The 25,855-nt window shown below is 57.5% G+C and carries 26 protein-coding genes, 2 tRNA genes and 1 rRNA gene (1 of these 29 cut by a window edge); 28 read left to right on the forward strand and 1 reads right to left on the reverse strand.

The features are described from left to right. The 6 genes from HM1_RS08175 to HM1_RS08200 form a co-directional block, all read left to right on the forward strand. Window positions 1–1,576 (forward strand): 23S ribosomal RNA (locus tag HM1_RS08175) (it extends 1,338 nt beyond the left edge of the window). Between the two features lie 112 nt (window positions 1,577–1,688). Continuing rightward, window positions 1,689–1,763: transfer RNA gene (locus tag HM1_RS08180), tRNA-Asn, on the forward strand. Between the two features lie 6 nt (window positions 1,764–1,769). Beyond that, window positions 1,770–1,845: transfer RNA gene (locus HM1_RS08185), tRNA-Met, on the forward strand. Window positions 1,846–2,088: 243 nt separating this feature from the next. Then, window positions 2,089–2,514 carry a DUF3842 family protein gene (locus HM1_RS08190; protein WP_012282884.1) on the forward strand — a complete coding sequence of 142 codons (426 nt, stop codon included), beginning with the start codon at window positions 2,089–2,091 and terminating at the stop codon, window positions 2,512–2,514. Further along, a complete protein-coding gene (locus tag HM1_RS08195; protein ID WP_012282885.1) occupies window positions 2,507–2,707 on the forward strand; it encodes a CooT family nickel-binding protein in 201 nt (66 codons plus the stop codon). Before HM1_RS08190 ends, HM1_RS08195 begins: the two co-directional genes overlap by 8 nt. A gap of 4 nt (window positions 2,708–2,711) precedes the next feature. Beyond that, window positions 2,712–3,479 (forward strand): YebC/PmpR family DNA-binding transcriptional regulator, encoded by a 768-nt coding sequence (locus HM1_RS08200; RefSeq protein ID WP_012282886.1) that lies wholly within the window; start codon window positions 2,712–2,714, stop codon window positions 3,477–3,479. A gap of 325 nt (window positions 3,480–3,804) precedes the next feature. On the opposite strand, the gene HM1_RS08205 is transcribed toward HM1_RS08200, so the two are convergent. Continuing rightward, window positions 3,805–4,275, reverse strand: a complete 471-nt coding sequence (locus HM1_RS08205; RefSeq protein WP_012282887.1) for an Lrp/AsnC family transcriptional regulator — start codon at window positions 4,273–4,275, stop codon at window positions 3,805–3,807. A gap of 315 nt (window positions 4,276–4,590) precedes the next feature. On the opposite strand from HM1_RS08205, the gene HM1_RS08210 reads away from it, so the two are divergent. The 22 genes from HM1_RS08210 (at window position 4,591) to hisS (ending at window position 25,738) form a co-directional block, all read left to right on the forward strand. Next, a complete protein-coding gene (locus HM1_RS08210) occupies window positions 4,591–5,175 on the forward strand; it encodes a hypothetical protein (RefSeq protein WP_041313596.1) in 585 nt (194 codons plus the stop codon). Between the two features lie 27 nt (window positions 5,176–5,202). Continuing rightward, window positions 5,203–5,691, forward strand: coding sequence for a crossover junction endodeoxyribonuclease RuvC (gene ruvC / locus HM1_RS08215; RefSeq protein WP_012282889.1), 489 nt, complete (start codon window positions 5,203–5,205; stop codon window positions 5,689–5,691). Continuing rightward, entirely contained in the window at window positions 5,688–6,512 is an 825-nt protein-coding gene (gene ruvA, locus HM1_RS14645; RefSeq protein WP_012282890.1) for a Holliday junction branch migration protein RuvA, read from the forward strand. Before ruvC ends, ruvA begins: the two co-directional genes overlap by 4 nt. A 14-nt stretch (window positions 6,513–6,526) precedes the next feature. Then, window positions 6,527–7,639 carry a Holliday junction branch migration DNA helicase RuvB gene (gene ruvB, locus HM1_RS08225; protein ID WP_012282891.1) on the forward strand — a complete coding sequence of 371 codons (1,113 nt, stop codon included), beginning with the start codon at window positions 6,527–6,529 and terminating at the stop codon, window positions 7,637–7,639. A gap of 9 nt (window positions 7,640–7,648) precedes the next feature. Next, window positions 7,649–8,197 (forward strand): epoxyqueuosine reductase QueH, encoded by a 549-nt coding sequence (locus tag HM1_RS08230; RefSeq protein WP_012282892.1) that lies wholly within the window; start codon window positions 7,649–7,651, stop codon window positions 8,195–8,197. Next, the gene (locus HM1_RS08235) at window positions 8,194–8,418 is read left to right on the forward strand and encodes a DUF2905 domain-containing protein (RefSeq protein WP_012282893.1); all 225 of its coding nucleotides are present in this window, start codon (window positions 8,194–8,196) and stop codon (window positions 8,416–8,418) included. Before HM1_RS08230 ends, HM1_RS08235 begins: the two co-directional genes overlap by 4 nt. Window positions 8,419–8,482: 64 nt before the next feature. Beyond that, complete coding sequence (gene sigI, locus HM1_RS08240) at window positions 8,483–9,241, forward strand: RNA polymerase sigma factor SigI (RefSeq protein ID WP_012282894.1); 759 nt, start codon at window positions 8,483–8,485, stop codon at window positions 9,239–9,241. 79 nt (window positions 9,242–9,320) lie between these two features. Further along, a complete protein-coding gene (locus HM1_RS16435; protein WP_012282895.1) occupies window positions 9,321–10,616 on the forward strand; it encodes an anti-sigma factor domain-containing protein in 1,296 nt (431 codons plus the stop codon). 137 nt (window positions 10,617–10,753) lie between these two features. Continuing rightward, window positions 10,754–12,172: a SpoIID/LytB domain-containing protein gene (locus HM1_RS08250; RefSeq protein ID WP_041313599.1), complete on the forward strand. Its 1,419-nt coding sequence runs from the start codon at window positions 10,754–10,756 to the stop codon at window positions 12,170–12,172. Next, window positions 12,172–13,206: a tRNA preQ1(34) S-adenosylmethionine ribosyltransferase-isomerase QueA gene (queA, locus tag HM1_RS08255; protein WP_012282897.1), complete on the forward strand. Its 1,035-nt coding sequence runs from the start codon at window positions 12,172–12,174 to the stop codon at window positions 13,204–13,206. The genes HM1_RS08250 and queA overlap by 1 nt, the downstream gene beginning before the upstream one ends. A gap of 91 nt (window positions 13,207–13,297) precedes the next feature. Then, entirely contained in the window at window positions 13,298–14,428 is a 1,131-nt protein-coding gene (gene tgt, locus HM1_RS08260) for a tRNA guanosine(34) transglycosylase Tgt (protein ID WP_041313602.1), read from the forward strand. A gap of 97 nt (window positions 14,429–14,525) precedes the next feature. Then, entirely contained in the window at window positions 14,526–14,789 is a 264-nt protein-coding gene (gene yajC, locus HM1_RS08265) for a preprotein translocase subunit YajC (protein ID WP_041313606.1), read from the forward strand. A 148-nt stretch (window positions 14,790–14,937) separates the two neighbouring features. After that, the gene (locus tag HM1_RS08270) at window positions 14,938–15,138 is read left to right on the forward strand and encodes an aspartyl-phosphate phosphatase Spo0E family protein (protein WP_012282900.1); all 201 of its coding nucleotides are present in this window, start codon (window positions 14,938–14,940) and stop codon (window positions 15,136–15,138) included. Window positions 15,139–15,207: 69 nt separating this feature from the next. Further along, window positions 15,208–15,864, forward strand: a complete 657-nt coding sequence (locus tag HM1_RS08275; protein ID WP_012282901.1) for an HD domain-containing protein — start codon at window positions 15,208–15,210, stop codon at window positions 15,862–15,864. A 132-nt stretch (window positions 15,865–15,996) separates the two neighbouring features. Continuing rightward, window positions 15,997–17,205: a protein translocase subunit SecD gene (gene secD, locus HM1_RS08280; RefSeq protein ID WP_041313609.1), complete on the forward strand. Its 1,209-nt coding sequence runs from the start codon at window positions 15,997–15,999 to the stop codon at window positions 17,203–17,205. A gap of 18 nt (window positions 17,206–17,223) precedes the next feature. Further along, on the forward strand, window positions 17,224–18,102 hold the full coding sequence (secF, locus tag HM1_RS08285) for a protein translocase subunit SecF (protein WP_012282903.1): 879 nt from the start codon (window positions 17,224–17,226) through the stop codon (window positions 18,100–18,102). 247 nt (window positions 18,103–18,349) lie between these two features. Next, a complete protein-coding gene (locus tag HM1_RS08290) occupies window positions 18,350–19,252 on the forward strand; it encodes a cation diffusion facilitator family transporter (RefSeq protein ID WP_041315146.1) in 903 nt (300 codons plus the stop codon). 245 nt (window positions 19,253–19,497) lie between these two features. Further along, entirely contained in the window at window positions 19,498–21,708 is a 2,211-nt protein-coding gene (locus tag HM1_RS08295) for a RelA/SpoT family protein (RefSeq protein WP_012282905.1), read from the forward strand. 84 nt (window positions 21,709–21,792) lie between these two features. Continuing rightward, window positions 21,793–22,245 carry a D-aminoacyl-tRNA deacylase gene (gene dtd, locus HM1_RS08300; RefSeq protein ID WP_012282906.1) on the forward strand — a complete coding sequence of 151 codons (453 nt, stop codon included), beginning with the start codon at window positions 21,793–21,795 and terminating at the stop codon, window positions 22,243–22,245. Then, a complete protein-coding gene (locus HM1_RS08305; RefSeq protein WP_012282907.1) occupies window positions 22,242–22,868 on the forward strand; it encodes an MBL fold metallo-hydrolase in 627 nt (208 codons plus the stop codon). The genes dtd and HM1_RS08305 overlap by 4 nt, the downstream gene beginning before the upstream one ends. A 39-nt stretch (window positions 22,869–22,907) precedes the next feature. Beyond that, complete coding sequence (gene hemZ, locus HM1_RS08310; RefSeq protein ID WP_012282908.1) at window positions 22,908–24,461, forward strand: coproporphyrinogen dehydrogenase HemZ; 1,554 nt, start codon at window positions 22,908–22,910, stop codon at window positions 24,459–24,461. Next, on the forward strand, window positions 24,461–25,738 hold the full coding sequence (gene hisS / locus HM1_RS08315; RefSeq protein WP_012282909.1) for a histidine--tRNA ligase: 1,278 nt from the start codon (window positions 24,461–24,463) through the stop codon (window positions 25,736–25,738). The genes hemZ and hisS overlap by 1 nt, the downstream gene beginning before the upstream one ends. The last annotated feature ends 117 nt before the right edge of the window (window positions 25,739–25,855 follow it).

Consider the following 25,855-nt stretch of genomic DNA (forward strand, 5'->3'; position numbering starts at 1 on the left):
CCTGGGGAAGGCTCGTCCGCCCAGGGTAAGTCGGGACCTAAGCCGAGGCCGAAAGGCGTAGGTGATGGACAACAGGTGGAGATTCCTGTACCACGTTGGATCGTTTGACCGATGGGGGGACGCAGGAGGATAGGTGAACCATGCCGCCGGTCGAGCATGGCCAAAGACGGTAGCGGAGCGATAGGCAAATCCGTCGCTCATCAACGCGAAGGTCTGACGGGGAGCGAACCTTAGTAGCGAAGTCACTGATTCCAGACTGCCAAGAAAAGCCTCTAGGGAGATGTAACGTGCCCGTACCGCAAACCGACACAGGTAGGCGAGGAGAGAATCCTCAGGCGCGCGAGCAAACCCTCGTTAAGGAACTCGGCAAAATGACCCCGTAACTTCGGGAGAAGGGGTACTCCGGCGAGCTATGACATCATAGCATCGAGGGAGTCGCAGTGAAGAGGCCCAGGCGACTGTTTAGCAAAAACACAGGTCCCTGCCAAACCGCAAGGTGACGTATAGGGGCTGACGCCTGCCCGGTGCTGGAAGGTTAAGGGGAGAGGTTAACGCTTTGAACCGAAGCCCCAGTAAACGGCGGCCGTAACTATAACGGCCCTAAGGTAGCGAAATTCCTTGTCGGGTAAGTTCCGACCCGCACGAAAGGCGTAACGATCTGGGCACTGTCTCAACGAGGGACTCGGCGAAATTGATCTACCCGTGAAGAAGCGGGTTACCTGCGATAGGACAGAAAGACCCCGTAGAGCTTTACTGTAGCCTGACATTGGATTTTGGTGTGTTTTGTACAGGATAGGTGGGAGACGTGGAAGCCAGGCCGCCAGGTTTGGTGGAGTCGCCGGTGGGATACCACTCTGAATGCACTGAAGTTCTAACCTGGCGCCCTGAAGCGGGCGCAGGGACCGTGTCAGGTGGGCAGTTTGACTGGGGCGGTCGCCTCCTAAAAGGTAACGGAGGCGCCCAAAGGTTCCCTCAGACTGGTTGGAAATCAGTCTAAAGAGTGCAAAGGCATAAGGGAGCTTGACTGCGAGACAGACAAGTCGAGCAGGGACGAAAGTCGGGCTTAGTGATCCGGCGGTATGTGAGTGGAAATGCCGTCGCTCAACGGATAAAAGCTACCTCGGGGATAACAGGCTTATCTCCCCCAAGAGTCCACATCGACGGGGAGGTTTGGCACCTCGATGTCGGCTCATCGCATCCTGGGGCTGAAGTAGGTCCCAAGGGTTGGGCTGTTCGCCCATTAAAGCGGTACGTGAGCTGGGTTCAGAACGTCGTGAGACAGTTCGGTCCCTATCCATCGCAGGCGGAGGAAGTTTGACGGGAGCTGCCCCTAGTACGAGAGGACCGGGGTGGACCGACCGCTGGTGTCCCAGTTGTCGTGCCAACGGCAGCGCTGGGTAGCTATGTCGGGAGCGGATAAGCGCTGAAAGCATCTAAGCGCGAAACCGACCCAAAGATGAGACTTCCCACTCGAAAGAGGTAAGACCCCAGGAGGATGACCTGGTAGATCGGCCCGAGATGTACGCGCCGCGAGGCGTTCAGTCGACGGGTACGAATCGGTCGAGGACTTGACCTTCTTTGCTGCTTTACGACAGATATCCGCTGTGTAGTTTTCAAGGGGCAAGCCCGTCTTCTATGCGGTTGATGCCAATCTCATATAAGACTAGGTAGAATCTCCTTACCCTTGTTCCTCGATAGCTCAACGGTAGAGCAACCGGCTGTTAACCGGTAGGTTGTAGGTTCGAATCCTACTCGAGGAGCCAGATTGCCGCGGGGTGGAGCAGTTGGTAGCTCGTCGGGCTCATAACCCGAAGGTCGCAGGTTCAAGTCCTGCCCCCGCAACCAAGACGGTATGACGCCTTCAGGAAATTCCTGAAGGCGTTTTTTAAGTGCTTGTTTCGCCCTTTACGTCAAGGTAAAATATGATGCGAGCCCGATTCCTGATTGGAGTATAGAAGCGCAAGAAGTATAGAAGCGCAAAGCGTACAATATGACGGCAGAGACAGAGGATTTAAATGATCAGAGACAAAACAATAGGCTAAAACAGAAGAAATACGTGATAGCAGGGAAACGTCGGGGTGTGGTTCGATGCGAATTGCGGTGATCGATGGACAAGGCGGAGGCATTGGCAGGCATATCGTCGAACGGCTCCGGCAAGAGCTGCCTGATCATATCGAGATACTGGGGCTAGGCACCAATGCGATGGCGACAGCGGCCATGCTGAAGGCCGGCGCCAATGATGGGGCGACTGGAGAAAACGCAATGGTACAGAACCTCCCGGAAGTCGACATCATCGCCGGTTCTGTCGCCATTTTGATGGCCCACAGCATGCTGGGTGAGTTGACCCCCGCCATGGCGGAAGCCGTCGGGAGGGCCAAGGCGAAAAAAATCCTGATTCCATTAAACAGAAGCCGCATCGAGATTGTCGGGGCGAAATCGGATCCGCTGCCCCATCAAGTGCTGGGCTTGGTTCGTCGTATCAAGGAACTTGTGGAGGAGGAGCGTCATGTGTGAGGCCAATGCCTATCTCCGGAGAAACGGAAAGGACCAACTGATCCTAGAGGCTGTCGATAAACTGATCCCCCAAGCCGGTCAGATATCGATGATCAACATCTTTGGTCAGCAAAAGACGCTCAAGGCGCGCATCATCGAATTGGCCTTGGTCGATCACAAGATTATCCTAGAAGAGTTACAGGAGGAATTATAGTCACATGGCTGGACATTCCAAATGGGCGAACATTAAACACCGGAAAGCGAAGGTAGACGCCCAGAAGGGCAAGATTTTCACCAAAATCGGACGCGAATTGATTGTAGCGGCACGCCAAGGCGGGCCTGATCCGAACAGCAACTTCCGCCTGAAAATCGCCATCCAAAAAGCAAAAGAGAACAATATGCCCAACGACAACATCCAGCGGGCGATCCAACGGGGCGCCGGCGGCACCGAAGGGGCCAACTATGAAGAACTTACCTATGAAGGATACGGTCCCGGCGGCGTGGCCATCATGATTGAAGCGATGACAGACAACCGCAACCGCACCGCCGGCGAGATCCGCCACCTCTTTTCCAAAAGCGGGGGCAACCTTGGCGAAACCGGGTGCGTCTCCTGGATTTTTGAACCGAAAGGCGTCATCCGTTTGGCTGTCACCCCTGAGGCGGGGGCAAAGGTCGTCGACGAGGACGAACTGATGCTGGTCGCCTTGGAAACGGGTGCACTGGACATCGCTGTGGAAGAGGACGAAGCGGAGGTTTTCACGCTGCCGGAGGAATTGGAGGGTGTTCGTCAAGCTTTGGCTGATGCCGGCTATGCTGTGCTGTCAGCGGAGGTGACCCTGGTTCCTAAAAACACCATGGAGGTCACTGATAAAGACATTGCCACTAAGCTGATCAAGCTAATGGATGCTCTTGAAGAACATGACGATGTGCAAAACGCCTATGCCAATTTTAACATTGATGACGCGGTGATGGAGCAAATCGGCTGATCTCGACTCGATTATCCTTAGAAACCAAAAAGTTTACGCCCTGTCAGTTCATAAGCGATGAAGAAAGAGGCTTTGAACATCACAAACGAAAGACGGGAAGATAAGTAACAGAAAAGGAGTCCCTAGAGATAGGGGCTCCTTTCGTTGCATTTTTATCGATCGAAGCATCTGCTTCGTTCGAGTGTCTGCTTCGTTCGAGTGTCTGCTTCGTTCGAGTGTCTGCTTCGTTCGAGTGTCTGCTTCGTTCAAGTGTCTGCTTCGTTGATGCGGTATTTCAATAGATCTGCCTGACCGTTGATGAGGATATCCCTCTCAAAAAAAGCGTTCAGGCCGACTGTTCTTCCGTAGGAAGGGGTAGAACCGTTTCTTCTTTGGGAGTGGCTAGGGCGATGGAGGTGCGCGTATGGCTGACACCAGGCAAGGATAAGATTTGTGTCGTTAAGATCTGCTCCAGTTCGACCGTGTCTTTGACGCGGATTTTCAAGAGAAAGCCGTCTTCGCCGGTGACCCGATGACACTCCAGTATGTAGGGGCAGCCCAGGATCTGTTCGACGAACTGTGGATAGGAGTTGGGATGATCCAACCGAAGGGAGATGAATGCGGTCAGACCCAGGTCGAGGGCTTTCGGATTAAGACGCGCCTGAAAACCCTGAATCACCCCTTTTTCCTCCAACTTCTTGATCCGTTCTGCCACAGCGGGAGACGAGAGGCCGACAAGCGATGCCAGTTCGGTCTGCGTTACTCGTCCGTTGCGTTGGAGGTGCTGAAGTATTCGGCAATCTACGGCATCATACATAAATTTTTGGCCTCCTTGCCTAAAACCACCAACCATTTGATAAGAATATATAAAATATGAGAGTGGAAGTCAAGGAAAAACACTTTATTGCTCGAAAAACCTTCGAATGACTCTCCTTTTTCCTTGCTGGTTAGAATATCTACTGCGTTAAAATGAAAATTTTTTACAAGAAGTCAGTAGAAAGTTCTTGCCGATGAGGAAATGGGGTTTACCGGAGTGTCTTTCTTTGATAAAACCCTCTCTGCCAGAGAATCAAAGACGTCCCTTGTAACATCTGCGCCCGTTGCGGAATGGACAGCTATAGGGTCTGTCTTATTGGCACTTTTTATGGTCACCTTCAGCTTGACGGTCATCACCGTTTTCGCCTATGATTTTATGGTCGTCAAAAGCGACGGCGCATGGGCGAACCGGTACGGCAAGGACATGCTTCATCAGCCCATCGCGCCGGGTGTCGCCATCACAATTGAAAAAACCTATCGCCTCTGCGGCCATCAGGAGATAGAAAACCTGGAACGACCGGAAGACTGGACGGGCCGTCCCTTTCGGGAACTGCTGCAGCGGTATCCGGAAAGTGCCGGTTGGCGCTGGGAACTGCGCCCCGGCCAGATCCGGCTGTTCCGCAGCGTTGATGGCCTTTGCCCTGATGATGCGGCGAAACGGCACCTGGGGATTGTCGGAGGAGTCGTCGCCGTCATCGTCGGCCCGCCCGGCCTCTATGGCGGGATCGATCGCTTAACCGATCTGCCTGCGGAGCGCCTCCCCCGACCCTTATATGAGTTGGCGGAACGGGGCTGGCTTGGTGGGATGACGCCGGAGGAACTCTCCCTGCTTTTGGATGGCATGGACGAATCTGACGGTCATAAAGAAAAGGATTCAACCGAAGGGCGTCGAAAACCTTAAAACGTATCGAATCAGGGAGGTGGCGGGTTGGTTATCCTGGGGATCGACCCGGGAACAGCCATTTGCGGATATGGTCTGATTGAAGTGCAAGGCAACCGGCTCTCTGCCCTTGCCTATGGCGCTGTGCGCACCCCGGCCCACACATCCCAGGCTTCCCGGTTGCAAACGATTTTTACCGATTTGGAGGCGATCATCGCCACTTATCGACCAACCCATGTCGCCGTAGAGGAGCTTTTTTTCAATCGCAATGTTACTACGGCCCTCACCGTCGGGCAAGCCAGGGGCGTCATCCTGCTGGCTGCTGCCCGGGCCGGTCTGTCTGTCCACGAATACAAGCCGTCCCAGGTTAAACAGGCCGTTGTCGGCTACGGAAGGGCGGAAAAACAACAGGTGCAACAGATGGTGCGCGTCCTCCTGGCGCTGGAAGAGATCCCCAAGCCTGACGACGTGGCCGACGCGTTGGCCGTGGCCATCTGTTGCGCCCATAGCCTGACCTGGGGGGTGGCCTGTCGGTGATCGCTTTTTTGCGCGGCCGTCTCGTCGGCTTGGGTGACGATTGTCTGCTTTTAGATGTGTCCGGCGTGGGTTATCGCGTCTTCGTTCCGGCGACGATGCTGGCATCGTTGCCCCAAGTGGGCAGGGACATATTGATCCATACCTTTTATTATGCGCGGGAGGATCAGGTCAGCCTCTATGGCTTTCTGACGGAGGAGGAGTTGGCCTTCTTCCGCCTTCTTTTGGAGGTCAGCGGCGTCGGGCCCAAGGTTGGCCTGGGGATCCTTTCCGCTTATTCAGTTGTGGAGGTCCAGCGGGCTATCATCGCCGAGGATGTGCTCGCCTTGACGCGGATCCCGGGCATCGGGCGCAAGACGGCGCAACGCCTTGTGATCGAATTGCGGGATAAACTGCTCAAACAGGGGGTTCGCGCCGTGCCCGTCTTTGGAGTGGACCCTTTTCTTGAAGAAGCGTCGTCACAGGAGCAGGATCAGAACGCGCAAGATCCTTTGCAACAAGAGCAATCGCCCGGCTCGCCAGAAGAGCAATTGCCGGAAAAGGCGTCTTTACAGAATCATTCGCTGAAGGACCCCTCCTCGGACCGGCACGTCCCCGAAGGGACATCGCCATTGGCACGCAGGCGAAAAAAAGCGGTTCCTGCCGGAGCCGATCGCATGTGGAAGACCTCCCCCCGCGACGAGGCCTTCTCAGCCCTGCAGGTCTTGGGGTATACGGCCAACGAAGCCAGGGACGCTCTGGTGGAAGCAGCGGCCCTTGTTCCGCCGGACGCCGACGTGGAGGCATGGATCAAGGGAGCACTTCGGTTTCTCGGGTCGCAGTAAGGGGGTGAGGTCTTATGGATGAACGGATGATGACCTCAGCCAAGCGGCCTGAGGATCGTGAGACCGAATGGAGCCTGCGGCCGCGGACGTTGCGGGAGTATATCGGCCAAGATAAGCTAAAAGAGAACCTGACGGTCTTCATACAGGCGGCGCTGGGACGGCGGGAACCGCTGGATCACGTCCTGCTCTATGGACCGCCCGGTTTAGGAAAAACGACACTGGCCCAGATCATCGCCCAGGAGTTAGGTGTCCAGTTGCGGGTCACCTCCGGGCCGGCGATCGAGCGACCGGGCGACCTGGCGGCCATTTTAACGAATCTGCAGCCGATGGATGTCCTGTTTATTGACGAGATCCATCGACTCAACCGCGCCGTCGAGGAAGTGCTTTACCCGGCCATGGAAGACTTTTGCCTGGATATTGTCATCGGGAAGGGGCCAGCTGCCCGGTCGATCCGCATCGATCTGCCCCGGTTTACCCTGGTGGGCGCCACGACGCGGGCGGGGATGCTCACGTCGCCCCTCCGAGATCGTTTCGGCGTCATCCACCGCCTGGAATACTACCGGCCTGACGAGTTGGAGTTTATCATCCTGCGGGCCGCCACCATCCTCGGCGTCACGGCCGAGCCGGAAGGCGCCCGGGAGATCGCGCTCCGCTCGCGGGGAACGCCCCGCATCGCCAACCGGCTGCTCAAGCGGGTCCGCGACTACGCCCAGGTGCTTTCGGACGGTGTGGTCACAGGGGAGGTAGCGCGGGAAGCCTTGCGGCGTTTGGAGGTCGATCCGCGCGGCCTCGATACGACAGACCAGCGGCTGCTGGAGGCGCTGATCCGTAAATTTGCCGGCGGACCAGTCGGCGTAGAGACCCTGGCGGCTTCAGTCGGTGAGTCGGTAGATACGGTCGAAGATGTGGTCGAACCCTACCTGATGCAACTCGGATTCTTGAACCGGACGCCCCGCGGTCGGATGGCCACTATCGCTGCCTGTGCGCATCTCGGAGTGCCTGTACCCGCAGGATTGCTGGCGCTCCAGGAAGGGCGCCCAGCTCTTTTGCCGTCGGCAACAGACGACACATCCTCAACGGCCGTCGGCGCAGCGGCGGAACAGGCGGCCTTATCCTTTGACGAGTAGGTGACTGTGATGCGGCTGCTGTTGCACACCTGCTGCGCCCCTTGCGGCATTGTTCCCTTTGATGTCCTGCGCGAGGAAGGGCATGCGGTGACAGCCTATTATTACAACCCGAACATCCATCCCTACAAGGAGTTCCTCCGGCGAAAAGAGACGTTGGAAGGCTATGCCGCTTCGATCAACCTGCCCTTGATCGTGGAAGAAGGGTATGCCCTGGAGGACTTCCTACGGCGGGTGGCTGCCGATCCGGCGGGCCGCTGTCCCCACTGTTACGACCTGCGCCTCCGCAAGACGGCAGAAAAGGCGCGGGAACTCGGTATGGAAGGCTTCAGCACTACCCTGCTGATCAGCCCGTACCAGGACCACGAGACCCTGCGGCGCGCCGGTGAGGCAGCCGGTCGCGAGGTGGGCGTGCCCTTCGTCTATGCCGACTTTCGGGCTTCTTTCCGAGAAGGCCAGCAGCGGGCGCGAGAAAGGGAACTCTACCGGCAGCCCTACTGCGGATGCATTTATAGCGAGAAGGACCGGTATTACAAGCCCAAAGGAGGTTTTAAGCGGTGATCGACGGCGGTTCCTTCGGCAAGTGGCTCATGGTGCTCGGCGCCGGGCTGCTACTGCTGGGCGGATTGTTCTGGTTGCTCAGCCAGTTCGTCTCCCTGGGGAGACTGCCCGGCGACATCTCTTGGCAGAAGGGGAATTTCAGCTTTTACTTCCCTTTGGCCAGCAGCCTCTTGCTCAGCCTCCTGTTGACGATCCTGTTGAACCTGTTTTTGCGCAGATAGGATAATTTGCCCCTAGAAAAATTGTCCTGGACCCGAACAAATATAATACAAAGAAGGTGACACCTTGGCATCCCTGTTGGGCAGCGGCGTCTTCGCATCGAGGAATCAGGAGCCTGAGAACCTTCTTGTTCGAGCCCGGGAAGGGGACGAGTGTTCCCGCAACGCCTTGATCCGGAAGTTTACCCCTTTTGTGCTGAGGGTCACCTCCCAGACGAGCGGACGGTATGTTCGCTTGGGCAGTGATGACGAGGCCAGCATAGCTTTGATTGCGTTTAACGAAGCAATCACAAGCTATCAGGAAGAAAAAGGTGTCTCCTTCCTGTCCTTTGCGGAGACGGTGATCCGTCGTCGCTTGATCGATTATTTTCGCAAGCAGACGCGGAGCCAGAAGGAGATCCCCCTGTCGGCCTTCGATTATGAATCGGAGGATGACACGGGGGAGGAAGGGAACAACCGGATGGAGATCAGGCAGGCGACGGCGGCCTATATGGCTGAGTCAGAAGCGAACGACCGCCGGAACGAGATCCTCTATTACAACAAACTGCTGCAGGAATACGGCATCCGGTTCAGCGAGCTGGTCGAAGTGGCGCCAAAGCATGAAGACGCCCGCAGGCGGGCGATTCAGGTGGCCCGGCAAGTCGCCGAAACACCGGCCTATCGCGAATACCTGAGACTTAAAGGCTCGCTGCCCTTGAAGGAACTGGAACGGGATGTCGATGTGAGCCGAAAAACGCTGGAGCGACAGCGGAAATACATTATCGCCGTCGCCATTATTTTCATGGAGAAACTGGATCATTTGAAGGAATACATAGACAAGGAGTGATTCTCGGCAAAGGACGGAGAAACATACCCCGGGATACACTGTGTCTGATGATTCCAACGGATAGGAGGTCGGCCGCCAAGTGGACCAACGTGGCGTGGTGCTGGAGATTGAGGGGGATGAGGCGATTGTCCTCACCCCCAGCGGTGAATTCCGGCGCCAGCGCATAGCTCATCCCAAGCCGGAGGTTGGCGATGAAATCCCCCTGTCTTGGGGAAAAACAAACCCTATTCACACAAAGGGGTGGCGGTCCAGCGCGACCTGGCATTGGATGACGACAGTTGTGGCTGCGACAGTGCTTCTGATGGTCAACCTGACTGGTTTCGGCGGCTTTGGCAGTCAGCCCCTTCAGGAACCTGCCGCAGACGGTGAGGCAGGCGCCGCCCGCTTTGTGACGGACCAGGCGCCGCCGCAAAGACCGGCCGTCAAGTTCGTTACTGTTGACATCAACCCCTCCATTGAACTGGCATTGAATGAAGAAAACCGGGTTATCAACTCCCGTCCGCTCAATGAAGACGGAAAAAAACTGCTCCAGGCGGAAGTGCTGGAAGGACTCGACGCAGAGGAAGCCCTTTCCCGGATCACCAATGAGGCGATCCATCAGGGGTTTCTGTCTCCTTCTCGCGATAACGTTGTCGTCATCGCCGTCGCCGGGGAGGAACGACCTGTTGAAGGGAAGGGCAGCTTGGAATCTCGGTTACGCGATTCAACGCTGCGCCTGTTGCCGCAGAACACGTCATCAGCCAGGCGGGTTCAGGTCGTCCGGGCGACTGCCGATGCCAGGGAAAAGGCGAGGCAAATCGGTCTGTCTGTCGGCAAGTACGCCATTTTTTTGGAAGCCCTCGATCGCGGGCTGAATGTGCAAGCAGCTGATCTGAAAAAGGCGTCCATCGCCAATGTCATTGCTGCTGCCGGTGGGGATCCCCTGGATGTCCTGCAAGGCGCTGCCGTCGAGCAGGACCTGGCAGGCAAAGAGGTGAGGCATCAGGAACGTCTCAAGGCAGCCCTTCAGGAAGCGGCCGAGAGTGCAACGACCGATGTCCGCGTGAACGCGCCGCCGGAGCCGGCGTTGCCGGGCTCGGACCCCATTGCCGACGGAGCGAAGATGCCCAAAGAGACTGCGCCTTCGAGTGCGCCGGCGATTGAACCCCCGACGGAAACGCCACCGCCCCCACCGACAATCCCCCCGGCTGAACCCTCGACCGAACGGGATGATGCCCCTTCGCCCAGCCCTGTTGCGCCCGAGCCTAGCGCTCCCCCTTGTGACAATTCTACCTCTGCGAGCACCTTATTTACTGTCAACCCTGCTGCGCCCGAGCCTGGCGCTCCCCCTTCTGACACCGAATCCAAGCTTGCGCAACCAGGCGAAATGAAATAGCGAATGATCCTGTCAAAAGAACTGCTGATCGACGCAGTTCTTTCTTTTTTGACGAAAATAGCAGGCGGACAGGAAAGTGCCCCCAGTTTGTCGAAAAACAAAGGAAGGTGATTCTACCGAAAGGAGACCAGTGACGAATGAGCGGCAACAAAAGAACAGCATGGGCGATATTTCTGGCCCTCTTTTCCATTTTCTCTTTGTCAACCGGCCTAGGTCCCGCCGTCGCAGCCGACAGGGAGGACAGGTTCGAACTCCGCGTGCTGCTCGATCAGCGATCTTCCGTCGATATCCGAGTGTTGTCCGGTACATATCAGTGGTATGATGAGGACTTGCAGACCCCGGTAGAGACCGTCTCTCCCTCCGATGGATGGCGCGCTTTCGCTGCCGGATCGACCATCCAGCTGGATAAAAACGGCCGATCGCTGGCCAAGGCTTATGGTGGTCCCTTGTTGCTTCAAGCCAAGGGCGCCGGTGAGAATAAGATTGAAGTGAACGGTAAAAAATACCGGGGTAGTTTGCGCCTCTATCACCTCCGCTCCCAAGGCGCCAACGGCATGGCGCTGATCAATGTCATCGATGTAGAATCTTATCTCTACGGCGTAGTCGGACAGGAGATCGGAATGAACGCCCCGGAAGAGGCGATGAAGGCCCAGGCTGTCGTCTCACGCACCTACGCCTTGCAGCAGCGGGAGCGTCGAAGGCAGATCGGCGACTATTACGACCTGCGCGCCGACTTGGGGAGCCAGGTGTATAAGGGTGTCGATGGGGAACAGGCACGCGTCCTCAAGGCTGTTGATGACACGCGCGGACAGGTGATCACTTACGACGGCGCCATCATTGAAGCCGTCTTTCACTCCAACAGCGGAGGCTATACGGAAGACGCCCGCTTGGTCTGGAACAGCGACGTGCCTTATCTGCGCGGCGTCCCTGCTCCGGAAGACAGGTATGCTGAAGAGTGGGGCGGAACAGCGGCGCTCGCCTATCACTGGCGGAAACAACTTACGCCGGATGAGATTGCCCGGAAGACTCAATCCCTGACCGGTAAGGATCTGGGAGAGCTTCAGCGCTTGCGCATCGTTGAGACAAGCCGCTCCGGCCGTGTGACCCGCCTGGAAGTCGTAGGATCCCGCGGAACCGTGTCGATCGACCGGACCAAAGTTCGCCAACTGTTGGATACGCCGTCCACCAAGTTTACCCTCGCCGATGGCAGCGGCAACTATGTAGCCTTGGGCTATGGTGCCGATGGTATAAAAAAGAACGCTCTCCCCGCAGGCGGGACCTATGCGATCACCTCATCGGGAGTAGCGGCGGTGAGCAGTGACCCTTATGTCATCACCTCCGACGGAGTCGGTCCGGCGCCCAAAGCGCCGTCGACGACGGCTGCAGGGATCATTGTCATCGACGGTTACGGCTACGGTCATGGCGTGGGCATGAGCCAGTGGGGCGCCATGGGGCTGGCCCGCAACGGCAAAAGCTACACGGAAATCATCGAGCATTATTACAACGCTGATCGCCGCGACGGACGGCTGCAGATCACAAACAACTGGGGGAAATGATGGAAGTCGCGCTTTATGATTATGAATTGCCCAAGGAAGCGATCGCCCAAACGCCGGTAGAGCCGAGGGACGCCTCTCGCTTGATGGTCCTCGAACGGCGGACCGGCGCCGTCGACCACCGGATCTTTCGAGATCTCGTTCATATCCTGCACCCTGGCGACCTGTTGGTGGTCAATCGCACCCGGGTGATTCCGGCGCGCCTGTTCGGAAAAAAACGCGACAGCGACGTGACCGTCGAGATCGTCTTACTGACGCCCATGGGCGATGATCGCTGGGAGGTGCTTGTACGACCGGGGCGGCGGCTGAAGCCGGGGGTTTTTGTCGATCTTGGAGAAGGTCGCTTGGCTGCGGAGATCGTAGAGACGACTGATTTCGGCGGACGAGTTGTCCGCTTTCATTACAGTGGGGACTTCGATACCCTCATCGATGAGATCGGCCAGATGCCGCTGCCGCCCTACATTGAAACCGCCTTGCCTCGGCAAGAGGCGGAGCGCTACCAGACCGTGTACAGTCAGGAACGGGGCTCTGCAGCGGCCCCCACGGCAGGGCTCCACTTCACCCCGCAATTGCTGGAGGATCTGAAAAAGCGGGGAATTGAAATCACCTCAGTGTTGCTGCATGTGGGGCTCGGCACCTTCCGGCCGGTGCAAGTGGATCGGATCGAGGAGCATAAGATGCACTCCGAGTTCTTCCAGGTTGATCCAGAGGCCGCTAGAGCTATCGCTAAAGCCAAGCAGGAAGGTCGCCGCGTTATCGCCGTCGGCACCACCGTCGCCCGCACCCTTGAAACCGCCGCCGGCCTCCACAACGGAACCGTCGCCGCCGGATCTGGCTGGACAGACATCTTCATCTACCCCGGCTATACGTTCCAGTGCATCGACGGCTTGATCACCAACTTCCACCTGCCCCGTTCCACCCTGCTCATGCTCGTCTCCGCCTTCGCCGGCCGCGAACAGGTACTCGCCGCCTACCGAGAGGCGCTGGAGAAGGGGTACCGTTTTTTCAGTTTTGGAGATGCCATGTTGATCATCTAAGAAAAGCCGGGAAGCACAACTGTTGCAAAAACAAAAACAGAGTACTATGAAAGGGCTCCTAGGGCATAACGCGCCGGAGCCGCCAAGGAGGATGCACTTGACCGCCGCAGTCCGCTACGAACTGATCAAAGAATGCACCCGCACAAGCGCCCGGGCGGGGATCCTACATACCCCCCACGGTTCCTTTGAAACACCCATTTTCATGCCTGTCGGCACCCAAGCGACCGTCAAGACGATGACGCCGGAAGAGGTGCGCGAACTGGGCGCCGGCATCATTTTGTCGAACACCTATCACCTCTACCTGCGTCCCGGCTCCGACCTGGTTCGCGAGGCCGGCGGTCTGCACAAATTCATGAATTGGTCTCACGGCATCCTCACTGACTCGGGGGGATTCCAGGTCTTCAGCCTCGGGCCGCTTCGCAAGATCACCGAGGAAGGCGTCCGTTTCAAGAGCCACATCGACGGCTCGGAACACTTCTTTACCCCCGAAAAGTCGATCCAGATCCAGATGGACCTGGGCGCTGACATCATCATGGCCTTCGATGAGTGCCCGCCCTATCCGGCTGAGCGGGAGTACGCCCAAAAATCACTGGAGATGACGATCCGTTGGGCGAAACGCTGCCGCGCCGCCCATACTAGGAAGGATCAGGCGCTCTTCGCCATCACGCAGGGCGGCATGTACGCCGACCTGCGCAAGGAAAGCGCCGCCCGCCTGGTTGAACTGGACTTCCCCGGCTACGGCATCGGCGGCTTGAGTGTCGGCGAGCCGAAGCCCCTTATGTACGAGATGCTGGACGCCACGGTCCCTGAGCTTCCGAAGAACAAAGCCCGCTACCTGATGGGCGTCGGCAGTCCCGACTGCCTCTGGGAAGGCGTTGAGCGGGGCGTCGATATGTTCGACTGTGTGCTGCCGACTCGGGTGGCCCGCAATGGGCTCGCCTTTACATCCCATGGCAAGGTGGTCATCCGCAACGCCGAACATGCCCGTGACTTTGAGCGCCTCGACCCTGAGTGCAGTTGCTACACCTGCCGCCATTACAGCCGCGCCTACCTGCGTCACCTTTACAAGGCGGAAGAGATCCTCGCCTACCGCCTGCTGACCATTCACAACCTGCACATGCTCCTCAACCTGATGCGGAACATCCGTCAGTCCATCCTGGAGGACCGTTTTTACGAAGCCAAAAAAGCCTTCTTTGACAAATACGGGGAGGAACGGGGATAGTAAGTCGCGAACAAGAAGACGTCAATACCAAACAAAAGGCGTCAAAACCGAGCAGGTCATGTAAGAACCATTCTGGGAAGGAGGGATTTCCGCCGTGATGGATTCGTCGCTCCTGCTGGTTTACCTGGCAGCCATGTTCGGCCTCTTCTACTACCTCTTCATTCGTCCCCAGAAGAAGGCGCAAAAGGAACACAAGGAAATGCTCGACAAGCTGAGGGTGCATGAGAGGGTCTTGACTGCAGCCGGCATCTACGGCGTCATCACAGAAGTGGGCGAAGATACGGTCACCGTGAAGATCGCTGAAGGTGTTCAGGTCGATTTCGCCAAGACAGCCATTCTGCGGGTTGTGGACAATAACTGAAAGGAGCCCTCTCCTTTGACAAATTACTGCAAGAAGCCTACATGAATAACAGGATTTCTATAAAATTGGTCGAATATGGGTATGCAGGATGGGAATCCGTTATTATGTGACTGGTTGCAGTTGCGAACTGTCGAAGGGAGGGGGAAACATGGACTCTTCGGTGCTTTTGCGCCGAATTCAGCGTAAGCGCAAGGAATTGGAACGATTGGCCCGAAGATTCGATAGCCGCAACCTGACGAGTGGTGTTGTCTATCGAAAATCCTGCGAACTCGATCGGCTGATTGTCGAATACATGCGCACCAATCGCCAGTTGGAACTTGATTTTCCGGATTTTCTTCCCGGCCGCTGAGCAGACTACTCAGCGGCTTATTTTCCGTCTTTACCCCAAGAGGAAGGCGAAGGCAAGAGGGAGATATTCATGACAGTGAGCATCCAGGAGATTCGCGAAAATCCTGAAGTCAGGGCTTACATCGAAAAAGGCGATGAGCGCCTCGCCGTGCTCGGCTTTACCGAACATGGGTTGCGACACTCTGCTCATGTGAGCGCCCAGGCGGAAGCGATCCTTTCTCACCTGAACTATCCGGAACGTATTGCCGAATTGGCCGCCATCGCCGGTTACATGCACGACATCGGCAACGCCGTCAGCCGAGATAGCCACGCCCAGATCGGCGCCTTGCTGGCCCGCAGCATCCTGCGGGACATGAAGATGGACTTTCGGGAGATCGCGGAAGTGATGGCCGCCATCGGCAACCATGACGAAACGGTGGGACAGGTGATGAACGTCGCAGGTGCAGCCCTCATCTTAGCCGACAAGAGCGACGTCCACTACCGCCGAGTCCGGAATAAGGAGCGCGTCGCCTTTGATATCCACGATCGCGTCAACTACGCCGTCCGGGATTCGAAACTCGTCCTGGAGGGGGCAGACATCTCCTTGACCTTGACGACAGACCCTGACATCAGCCCTGTCCTCGACTATTTTGAGATTTTTTTGCCGCGGATGGTGATGTGCCGGCGGGCGGCGGCTTTTTTAGATTGTCGCTTTCACCTGGTCATCAATGACGCAAAGATGCTCTAGTTTATTTTTGTAAACCTGGCGCTTTCGTTTGACATTCTTTGAGATTTGGGAGTATAATTCGAATTGTTTCGTATTTCCTGGCAATCATCCGTAGAAAAAAAGCAAACCTTTGCAAGGAGGCAGCGGGCAAAAATGAATGCACGCAAACTGCTCCAACTGGTGGCCCTGATTTCGGTCGTGGCCATCGCTGCCGCGCTCAGTTACAATCCGATTGTGCAGAACACAAAGCTCGGGTTGGACCTGCAAGGCGGTCTGCATGTGGTCCTTCAAGCGGTAGAGACGCCGGACCGCAAGGTAACCCAGGAAGAGATGCAGCAGGTTCATGCGATCATGGAGCAACGGATCAACGGCTTGGGCGTCGCCGAACCGTTGATCCAGTTGGAAGGCACCAATCGCCTGATCATTGAACTCGCCGGGATCCAGGATCCCGATAAAGCCGTCGACCTGATCGGCAAAACGGCCCTGTTGACCTTCCGGACAGCCGATGGCCAAACAGTCATCGAGGGCAAGGATCTCAAAGAAGCGAAAGAGGCCTTGGAACCGGGAAGCAACATGGCCATTGTCCATCTGACCCTCAACAGCGAAGGCGCCAAGAAGTTCGCTGATGTCACCCGAGCCAACGTAGGCAAACAGATCGGCATCTATCTTGACGAAGACCTGTTGCAAAATCCCACCGTTTCTGAAGCCATCACCGGCGGACAAGCCCGCATCACCGGCTACGGCTCGCTGGAAGACGCCCGCCGCATCGCCATGCTCCTGAATTCGGGAGCCCTGCCCGTCAAGATGGAGATGGTGGAAAAACGCACCGTCGGTCCTACCCTCGGCGCGGAAAGCCTAGAGAAAAGCAAGGCGGCAGCCATGATCGGCGTCGGCCTCATCTTCGCTTTTATGTTCCTTTATTACCGCGTTCCCGGCTTTGTGGCCATCGTGTCTCTGATTCTCTACTCGGTCATCGTCGTGGGCATCCTGACCTTGCTGAAAGCCACCTGGACATTGCCGGGCATCGCCGGTTTTCTCTTGTCTCTCGGCGTGGCCGTCGATGCCAACGTCATTATTTACGAGCGGCTGAAAGAGGAGCTTCGAGCCGGAAAAACCTTGCGCACGGCCATTGAAGACGGCTTCCAGCGCGCCTTCACCACCATTCTCGACTCCAATGTGACCACCCTGATCTCCATTGTCATCCTTTATTACCTGGGCACCGGTCCCATTCGCGGCTTTGCCGTCACCTTGGGCATCGGTATCCTCACCAGCATGTTTACGGCGCTCAGCTTCACCCGGATGATGCTGCGTTCGGCTGGCGGAAGCGGCCTCTTTAACAACAAAAAACTCTACGGAGCCTGATCGGAGGGAGACCCGGACATGGAAATCATCGGTCGCCGCAAAATCTGGTATGCCCTATCCTTGCTGATCCTGATCCCTGGGTTGATCTCCCTGCTGCTTCAAGGGTTAAACCTCGGCATCGACTTTACCGGCGGTTCCATGCTACAGCTGAAATTTGAAAGAGCCGTCACTGTCGAAAATGTCCGCGACGTTCTGGACAAGGCCAATGTTGGTTCCTCCACGATCCAGTTGGCGGAAGGGAACAGCGTCATCGTCCGGACCCATACGCTGGAACAAAGCCAGCGCAACGAACTGGTTGGCGCGATGAAAACCCAACTAGGCGACCTGACGGTCGAACGGGATGAGAACGTCGGCCCGGTCGTCGGCAAAGAACTGACCCGCAACGCCTTGCTGGCCTTGTTGCTCGCCATCATCGGCATGGTCGCCTATATCTCTTTCCGCTTTGAATTTAAATTCGCTGTCGCCGCCATCATCGCACTGCTCCATGACATTCTGGTGGTGACAGGTCTCTTCTCCATCTTCCAAATCGAGGTAGACAGTTCCTTTGTGGCCGCTATCCTCACCGTCTTCGGTTATTCCATCAATGACACCATCGTCATCTTTGACCGCATCCGGGAGAACCTGCGCAAGAAGAAAAAAGACGAGAACCTGGACGCCCTTGTCAACCGTTCTGTAAAAGAAACGTTGACCCGTTCCATCAACACGGTTCTCACCGTTATCTTCGTGCTCGTAGCCCTGCTCTTCTGGGGCGGCAATACGACCAAGGTCTTCACCCTGGCCATGTTGCTCGGGGTTATCGCTGGCGCCTATTCGTCCATCTTCAACGCCAGCCCTGTCTGGTATGATCTGAAGCAGTGGGAACGGGCGCAGCGGCGGGCGAAAGCGAAAGCGGCGTAAGCGCAGCTTCGGCCATCGCTCTTCGCCTGTCATCAGCGATACATCCTAGAAGCGATGGAAAAGCGAGAAATCACTGCGAATCGCCATAGACTGCAAGTCAAGAAAAGGTTCTGGAAAGCACTCCAGGCAACTGGGGTGCTTTCTGCTTGCGCAAACTGTGCTACAATAGGTGGCGGGAGTGTTTTTGGCTTCCGATCTTTGAAAGGCTTGGATAAGAAAAGGCTTGGACAAAAAGGGGAAAGGGATCGTGGATGAACGGCTGCGGGTAGCGAAGTTATCGGTCTTTTCCAATTTATTGCTGGTCATCGGCAAGCTAGCCGTCGGTTGGCTGATCGGTTCTGTCAGCGTCATCTCTGAAGGGATTCACTCGGGGCTTGATCTAGTGGCGGCGCTGATCGCTTTTTTCAGCGTCCGGGAAGCGAGTCGTCCCGCCGACGACAGCCACCAGTTCGGACACGGCAAGATCGAAAACGTGGCGGGGACCATCGAAGCGCTGTTGATCTTCCTGGCAGCCATTTGGATCATCTACGAGGCGGTTGAGAAGCTCAGCCATGGGGGAATGGCGCCTGAGGCGGGTTGGGGTGTGCTGATCATGGCCATCTCAGCCGGCGTCAATTTCTATGTGTCATCGCGGCTGATGGCGGTAGCACGCAAGACCGACTCGGTCGCCCTGGAAGCAGACGCGCTGCACCTCCGCACCGATGTATACACCTCGCTGGGTGTCCTGGTCGGCCTCATCCTGCTCAAGCTGACCGGTTGGTGGATCCTCGACCCGCTGGTGGCCATCGGGGTGGCGCTTCTGATCGTCAAAGCCTCCTGGGACCTGCTGCAAGAGGCTTTTATGCCACTCTTGGACCAGCGGCTTCCCGAAGAGGAAGAGAGTCAGATTCAGGAGCGGATTCAGCGCCATGCGGAGAAGTATGTCAACGTTCATGCCATTCGCACACGCCGTTCCGGCGCTGAGCGCCACATCGACATGCATATGGTCTTTTGCAAACGGACATCGATTCAGGAGACCCACGAGATCTCCGATCGGGTGGAAGCGGAGATCCAGGAGATCTTCCCCAAGAGCACCGTCCTCGTCCACCAGGAACCCTGTGATGAACGTTGTGGCGAGTGTCAGTTCGGTCACAAAGAAGGGAGACAATGAACCGCCCCCCGGAATCCCGGGGGTTTTCTGCTATATTCTGTGCCGGAGGAGAGCGATTTTCATGGATGAGAATAGTGTATAGCAAAATCTGGGACAATGTAGGCAGCCTTTCGCAATCGTTGAGGATTTCGATCCCTTTGGAGGATTTCCGAGTCGCGAAGAGAAGATAGTAATGCCTTTGCCCTTTTTTAGGTTTTCCGAAGCAATATACGACTTGCCGTAAGGCCTTCTCGGGAGGTGAGCAGATGCAGGTAACCTTGGGACAGTTGTTAAAGCGAGTCCAGAGTTATACGCAAAACCCAGCCGATCTTGAATTCGTCCGCCGGGCCTTTGAATATGCCGATGCAGCCCACACCGGCCAACTGCGCAAGTCCGGGGAACCCTACATCTACCATCCCATGGCCGTTGCCTATATCCTGGCCGACTTGGAACTGGACGTAGCGACGATCGCCGCTGGTCTGCTCCATGACGTGGTGGAGGATACAGCGATCACCCAGGAGCAGTTGGAAAAGGATTTCGGCCCTGAAGTGGCCCTCATGGTCGACGGTGTGACCAAATTGAGCCGCCTGGAATTTCACTCCAAACAGGAGCAGCAGGTCGAGAGCCTGCGCAAGATGTTCCTGGCTATGGCCAAGGACATCCGCGTCATCCTGATCAAGCTGGCCGACCGTTTGCACAACATGCGCACCCTGAAGCATCAGACGCCGGAAAAACAGCGGGAGATCGCTATTGAGACGATCGAGCTTTTCGCTCCGCTGGCCAACCGGCTCGGGATTTCACGCATCAAGTGGGAATTGGAAGACCTGGCCCTCCGCTACTTGGAACCTGAGACCTACTATGACTTGGTGACGCGCATCGCCACCAAGCGGGCTGAGCGAGAGGAGCGCATCAACGAGATCATCGCCATCTTGCGAGAAAAGCTGGCGGCCGTCGGCATTAAGGCGGAGATCTCAGGGCGGCCGAAGCATTTCTATTCCATCTATCGCAAGATGACCTCTCAGAAGAAGGATCTCTCCGAGATCTACGATCTGATCGCTGTCCGCGTCCTCGTCGATTCGGTGAAGGATTGCTACGGCGCCCTGGGGATCATCCATACCATCTGGAAGCCGATCCCCATGCGCTTCAAGGATTACATCGCTACGCCAAAGACGAACATGTACCAGTCGCTACACACCACCCTCGTCGGTCCCCTTGGCGAGCCCTTCGAGGTGCAGATCCGCACCGCGGAGATGCACCGGACGGCCGAATACGGCATTGCCGCCCATTGGAAGTACAAAGAAGGCGGGAAGACGCAGGGACGCAGCTTCGAGGAGAAGCTGGCCTGGCTGCGCCAACTGCTCGAATGGCAGTCCGATCAGAAAGATACGCAGACCTTCATGGAGACCTTGAAGATCGAGTTTTTCTCTGACGCCGTCTTTGTCTTCACCCCGAAAGGGGATGTGATCGAATTGCCGGCCGGGTCGACGCCCATCGACTTTGCCTATCGAATTCACTCCAATGTGGGCCACCGCTGCATGGGCGCCAAGGTGAACGGGCGCATCGTCCCCCTCGATTATCGACTGAACAACGGGGAAATCATTGAAATATTGACGAAAACGACGGCAGGCCACTCGCGGGACTGGCTGAATGTCGTCAAGACCTCGAACGCCCGCAACCGCATCCGCCAGTGGTTTAAGAAGGAGAAGCGGGAAGAGTTTGTCGAGCGGGGCAAGGAAGCGCTGGAAGCGGAACTGAAAAGACTCAAGCTTGATCCGGCTGATGTCTTGAAGACCGAGCGGATGCTGGACATCAGCAAGCGTTTCAATTATCAGACTGCGGATGATCTCTACTTCGCCATCGGCGACGGCGTCTTGACGGTCAACCAGATCATCCTGCGCCTGAAAGAAGAGTTGAAAAAAGAAAAACGCCTGGAAGAGGATCAGGCGCCGCCACCGGAGGTGAAACCTTTCTCCGGTTTCGGCAAGCCCTCTCAGGGCGTGCGGGTACGCGGCGTGGATAACGTGCTGATCCGCTTCTCCCGTTGCTGCAACCCCTTGCCGGGCGACGAGATCATCGGCTATATCACCAAGGGGCGCGGCGTCTCCATCCACCGCGTCGACTGCACCAATGTGGTCAACATGTCCGAAGAGGAGCGGGAACGGATCGTCGAGGTGGCTTGGGACGCCACCTCCCAAGCCACCTACCAGGTGGAGATAGAGGTCATCGCCATGGACCGCGAGCGGCTGACGACCGATGTGATGCTGTCAGTGGCGGACACGAAGACATCGATCAACTCCATCTACTCGCGGGCCACAAAGAATAAGATGGCCCAGATCAACATGGTCGTTGAGATCCGCGATCTCGGACACCTGAAATTCTTGATGGACAAGGTCTCCAGGGTGCGCGATGTCCTCGAAGTTCGCCGCCTCACGCCCAACACCAAAGCGGAGAGAGACGGCGAATCCCTCTTGGGTTAGGATATTTGCTTGATTCGCAGCGGCTCGTATAGAGGGTTCCGATAGACCCCCAGAACGGCCTTTGCTGGATAGGAGGATGTCTGATTGCGCGCGTTGATCCAGCGGGTGTTGCGCGGGCGGGTGACCGTCGAAGGCAGTGAAGTCGGTGCCATCGGGCCAGGCCTCGTCGTCCTTGTCGGCGCCGGTCAGGGCGACGGGGAAGCCGATGCCCGCTACGTGGCGGAAAAGATCGCCCACCTGCGCATCTTTGAAGATGAACAGGGCAAGATGAACCGCTCTGTCTCCGATGTGGGCGGCGAGGTTCTCGTCGTCAGCCAGTTCACCCTTTACGGCGATTGCCGCAAAGGTCGCCGGCCCAGCTTTACCCAGGCGGCGCCGCCCGATGAGGCGCGCCGCCTTGTCGAAGCGGTCGTAGCGGAATTACGAAAATTCGGCCTCACCGTGGCCACAGGACAGTTCCAGGCCCACATGGTCGTCGAGATCATCAACGACGGCCCCGTTACGCTGATGGTAGAAGGAAGAGGAGGCGAATCATGAACATCCGTCGTTGGGAAGCAGGCATGCTTGCCGCCAACTGCTACCTCGTCCAGTGCCCCGAGACGGGCGAGGCGGCCCTCATCGATCCCGGCGGCGACGGAGAGATGCTCCTGCGCCGCGCTGAGGAAGCAAAAGCCAAGATCGTGGCCATCATCAACACCCATGGCCACAGCGACCACATCGCCGCCAACGGCGACATCAAAAAAGCGACCGGCGCGACGATCCTCTGCCATGAAGCGGAGGCGGCGTCCATCATCTCTCCTGGCAAAAATCTCTCCCTCTATATCGGCGCGTCCATCACCAGCCCGCCGGCAGACCGGTTGCTCAAGGACGGCGATGTGCTCACCATCGGACGCACCGTTCGGCTGGAAGTCCTCCACACGCCTGGTCATACAGTCGGAGGCATCTGCCTGAGGGGACAGGGCGTCGTCTTTACAGGAGATACCCTCTTTCACGGGTCGATCGGTCGCACCGACCTTCCTGGCGGCTCCTACAACCAAATCCTGCACTCCATCCGGGAAAAACTGCTTGCGCTGCCGGACGACACGGTCGTCTATCCCGGTCACGGACCGGAGAGCACCATCGGCTTCGAGCGGGTGAACAATCCCTTTTTGACTGAATAAATATCTGCCATTGATCGCTGATGGCTTGGAGGTTATCCCATGGATGTCTGCTTGCGGGGGATGCCCCCGGGGTATGGGGTCACCCTGCAAGAAATCCTCTGGATTTATTTCCCCGATGCCCAGTTTGTCGAGGATGACGACTTTTCGACGGAAGGCGGCTGCGTTGCTGCTGCAGCAGGAACAGCAGAGGTTTGCTTTTGCGAGAAAGCCAAAGACGAAGGACTGCCGATGCTCGCGGCTCGGTTCTGCCATGCCGGCAGGGTAGGGCTAGGGCAGGCCTTGTTGTCCCCCGATGGCGAGAAGGAGGGTGGCGATAGCGATACTGCTTACGACGACCACCGTCGAGAGAGGGAGAACGCCCGCCGCCGTGCCGCAAAGCTCGCCCTCCTGCGGGCATTAGAGGACTACAGCGGCGCACGACCCAACACCTGGGGGATCCTGACCGGTGTGCGCCCGGCAAAGATCGTCCATCGCCGCCTCGATCAGGGGAAAGACCTGAGATCCATCCGAGCGGAACTGCTTCGCGATTACGCCCTCCTACCAGAAAAGGCGGATCTGCTCCTGGAGATCGCCCTCCGGCAGCGCCCCTTCTTCTATTCTAGTCCCGACGCTCGCCGCAAGGTCGGCGTTTATATCGGCATCCCCTTTTGCCCCACCCGGTGCCTCTATTGCTCCTTCCCCGGCTATGACGTCAAGAAATTCAAAGGCTGGCTGGAGCCCTTTCTTGATTCGTTGCGGAAGGAGATCGAGGCGGTCGGATCGGCGCTCTGCCAGGCAGGACAACAGGTGCAGCATATTTATATCGGCGGCGGCACGCCGACAGCGTTGTCGTCGGAACAACTGGAGCGACTGTTCTGTTGGGTCAATAGGCATCTGCGCGGCCCGGAGACGGTAGAATTCACCTTGGAAGGCGGTCGACCGGACACGCTGGACCGTGACAAACTACAGCGCGCCTTTGTCGGCGGCGTCAACCGGTTGAGCATCAACCCCCAGTCGATGAACGCCGCTACGCTTAAACGGATCGGCCGTTGCCACCGGCCCGACGATGTGGTAGAAGCGGTCGAGCTGGCCCGCGCCATCGGCTTTCCGATTATCAACATGGACATGATCATCGGCTTGCCCGGTGAGAACGCCGATTCTGTCCGCGCCACCCTCGACCGGATCGCGCCGCTTTGCCCCGAAAACCTGACCGTTCACACGATGGCCATCAAGCGGGCTTCGCGGCTGATGGCGGAGAGGGAACAGTGGAGCCTGCCCGCAGCGGACGAGGTGGAGGCCATGCTGGCTGTCACCCGCTCCGGCGCGCGCGACTTGGGGCTCGTCCCTTACTACCTGTACCGGCAGAAGCGCATCCTGGCCAATCAGGAGAATGTGGGCTACACAGTGCCGGGACGGGAGTGCATCTATAACATTCATGTTATGGAGGAACGCCAGACCATCTGGGGGATCGGCGCCGGCGCCGCGACAAAGATCGTCTGCGCCGAAGACGGCGAGATTCTCGACACCTGGCACAACCCGAAGGATCCCATGAACTACGTGGAGCGCCTTGACGGAATCATCGGGCGCAAACTGAAAAAACTGGAGGGAACCTAATGCTGATCAGCGCTCCGCGCGGCACTAAGGACATCCTGCCTGGTCAGTCGCGGCACTGGCAGACCCTGGAGGACACGATCCGGCGCCTCTGCCGCGAATACGGCTATGAAGAGATCCGCACCCCCATCTTTGAGCACAGCGAGGTCTTCCACCGCGGCGTGGGGGATACGACAGACATCGTCCAGAAGGAAACCTACGACTTTCAGGATCGCGGCGGCCGCGATCTGACGCTGCGCCCCGAGGGCACCGCCCCGACTGTGCGCGCCCTCCTCGAACATAAGCTCTACGCCGGCTCTTTGCCGGTGAAGCTCTACTATACAGGTCCCATGTTCCGCTTCGGCCGTCCCCAGACGGTGCGTCTGCGCCAGTTTCACCAGTTTGGCATCGAGGTCTTCGGCGCTTCCGGCCCTCGCGTCGACGCCGAGGTCATCGCTATGGCCATGGACTTTTACAGCCGGCTGGGCCTTAAGAACCTGGAACTGCTCCTAAACTCCATCGGCTGCCCGGCCTGCCGCCCGGCCTACCGCGAGGCGTTGCACCAGTTTTTGCGTCCGAAAGGCGGCGAGCTCTGCGAGGACTGCAAAAAACGGATGGACCGCAACCCCTTGCGGGTATTGGACTGTAAGAACCAGCGCTGCCAGGAGCTTTCCCAGGGCGCGCCGACGACGGTGAACCACCTCTGTGACGACTGTGCCAACCACTTCGCTGACGTAAAAGAACTCCTCGACGCCGCCGGCGTCGCCTACAGCCTCGACGACCGCCTTGTCCGCGGCCTCGACTACTACACGAAGACGGCCTTCGAGATCGTCTCGAGGGACATCGGCGCCCAATCCTCCATCGGCGGCGGCGGCCGCTACGACCACCTCGTCGAGGCCCTCGGCGGTCCGCCTGTGCCGGGCATCGGCTTCGGTCTCGGCCTGGAGCGGGTGTTGTTGACCATGAAAAATCAGGGGCTGCTCGACGCCGACAGCCGCGAACAGCGAGACCTCTTCATCGCCCTGGCCGGTGAAGGCACCCAACCGGTTGCCTTCGGCCTCGCCCAGAAGCTGCGCCAGCGCGGTGTAGCGGTGGAGATGGACTACCTGGAACGCTCCCTGAAAGCTCAAATGAAAACAGCCGACCGCTTCCGCGTTCCCTATGTCGTCATCGTCGGCGAAGGGGAACTGAAAGAGGGGAAACTGACCCTGCGCACGATGGCGACAGGGGAGCAGCAGCAGATTCCTCTCGGTGAGGCGGCGGAGTACCTAGATAACCTCTTCGCAAACCGGGAAAACTAGTGATCATTGCGATCATGAATTTCATTGCGATCAAGGCTTCTTTGTGAGTTAGGATTGCGTTACGATCATGGATATAATTTTTGGAGAGAATAGGCGCGGCGGATTGCTCCCTTGCGC

The sequence above is a fragment of the Heliomicrobium modesticaldum Ice1 genome (assembly GCF_000019165.1).
GTDB lineage: Bacteria > Bacillota > Desulfitobacteriia > Heliobacteriales > Heliobacteriaceae > Heliomicrobium > Heliomicrobium modesticaldum.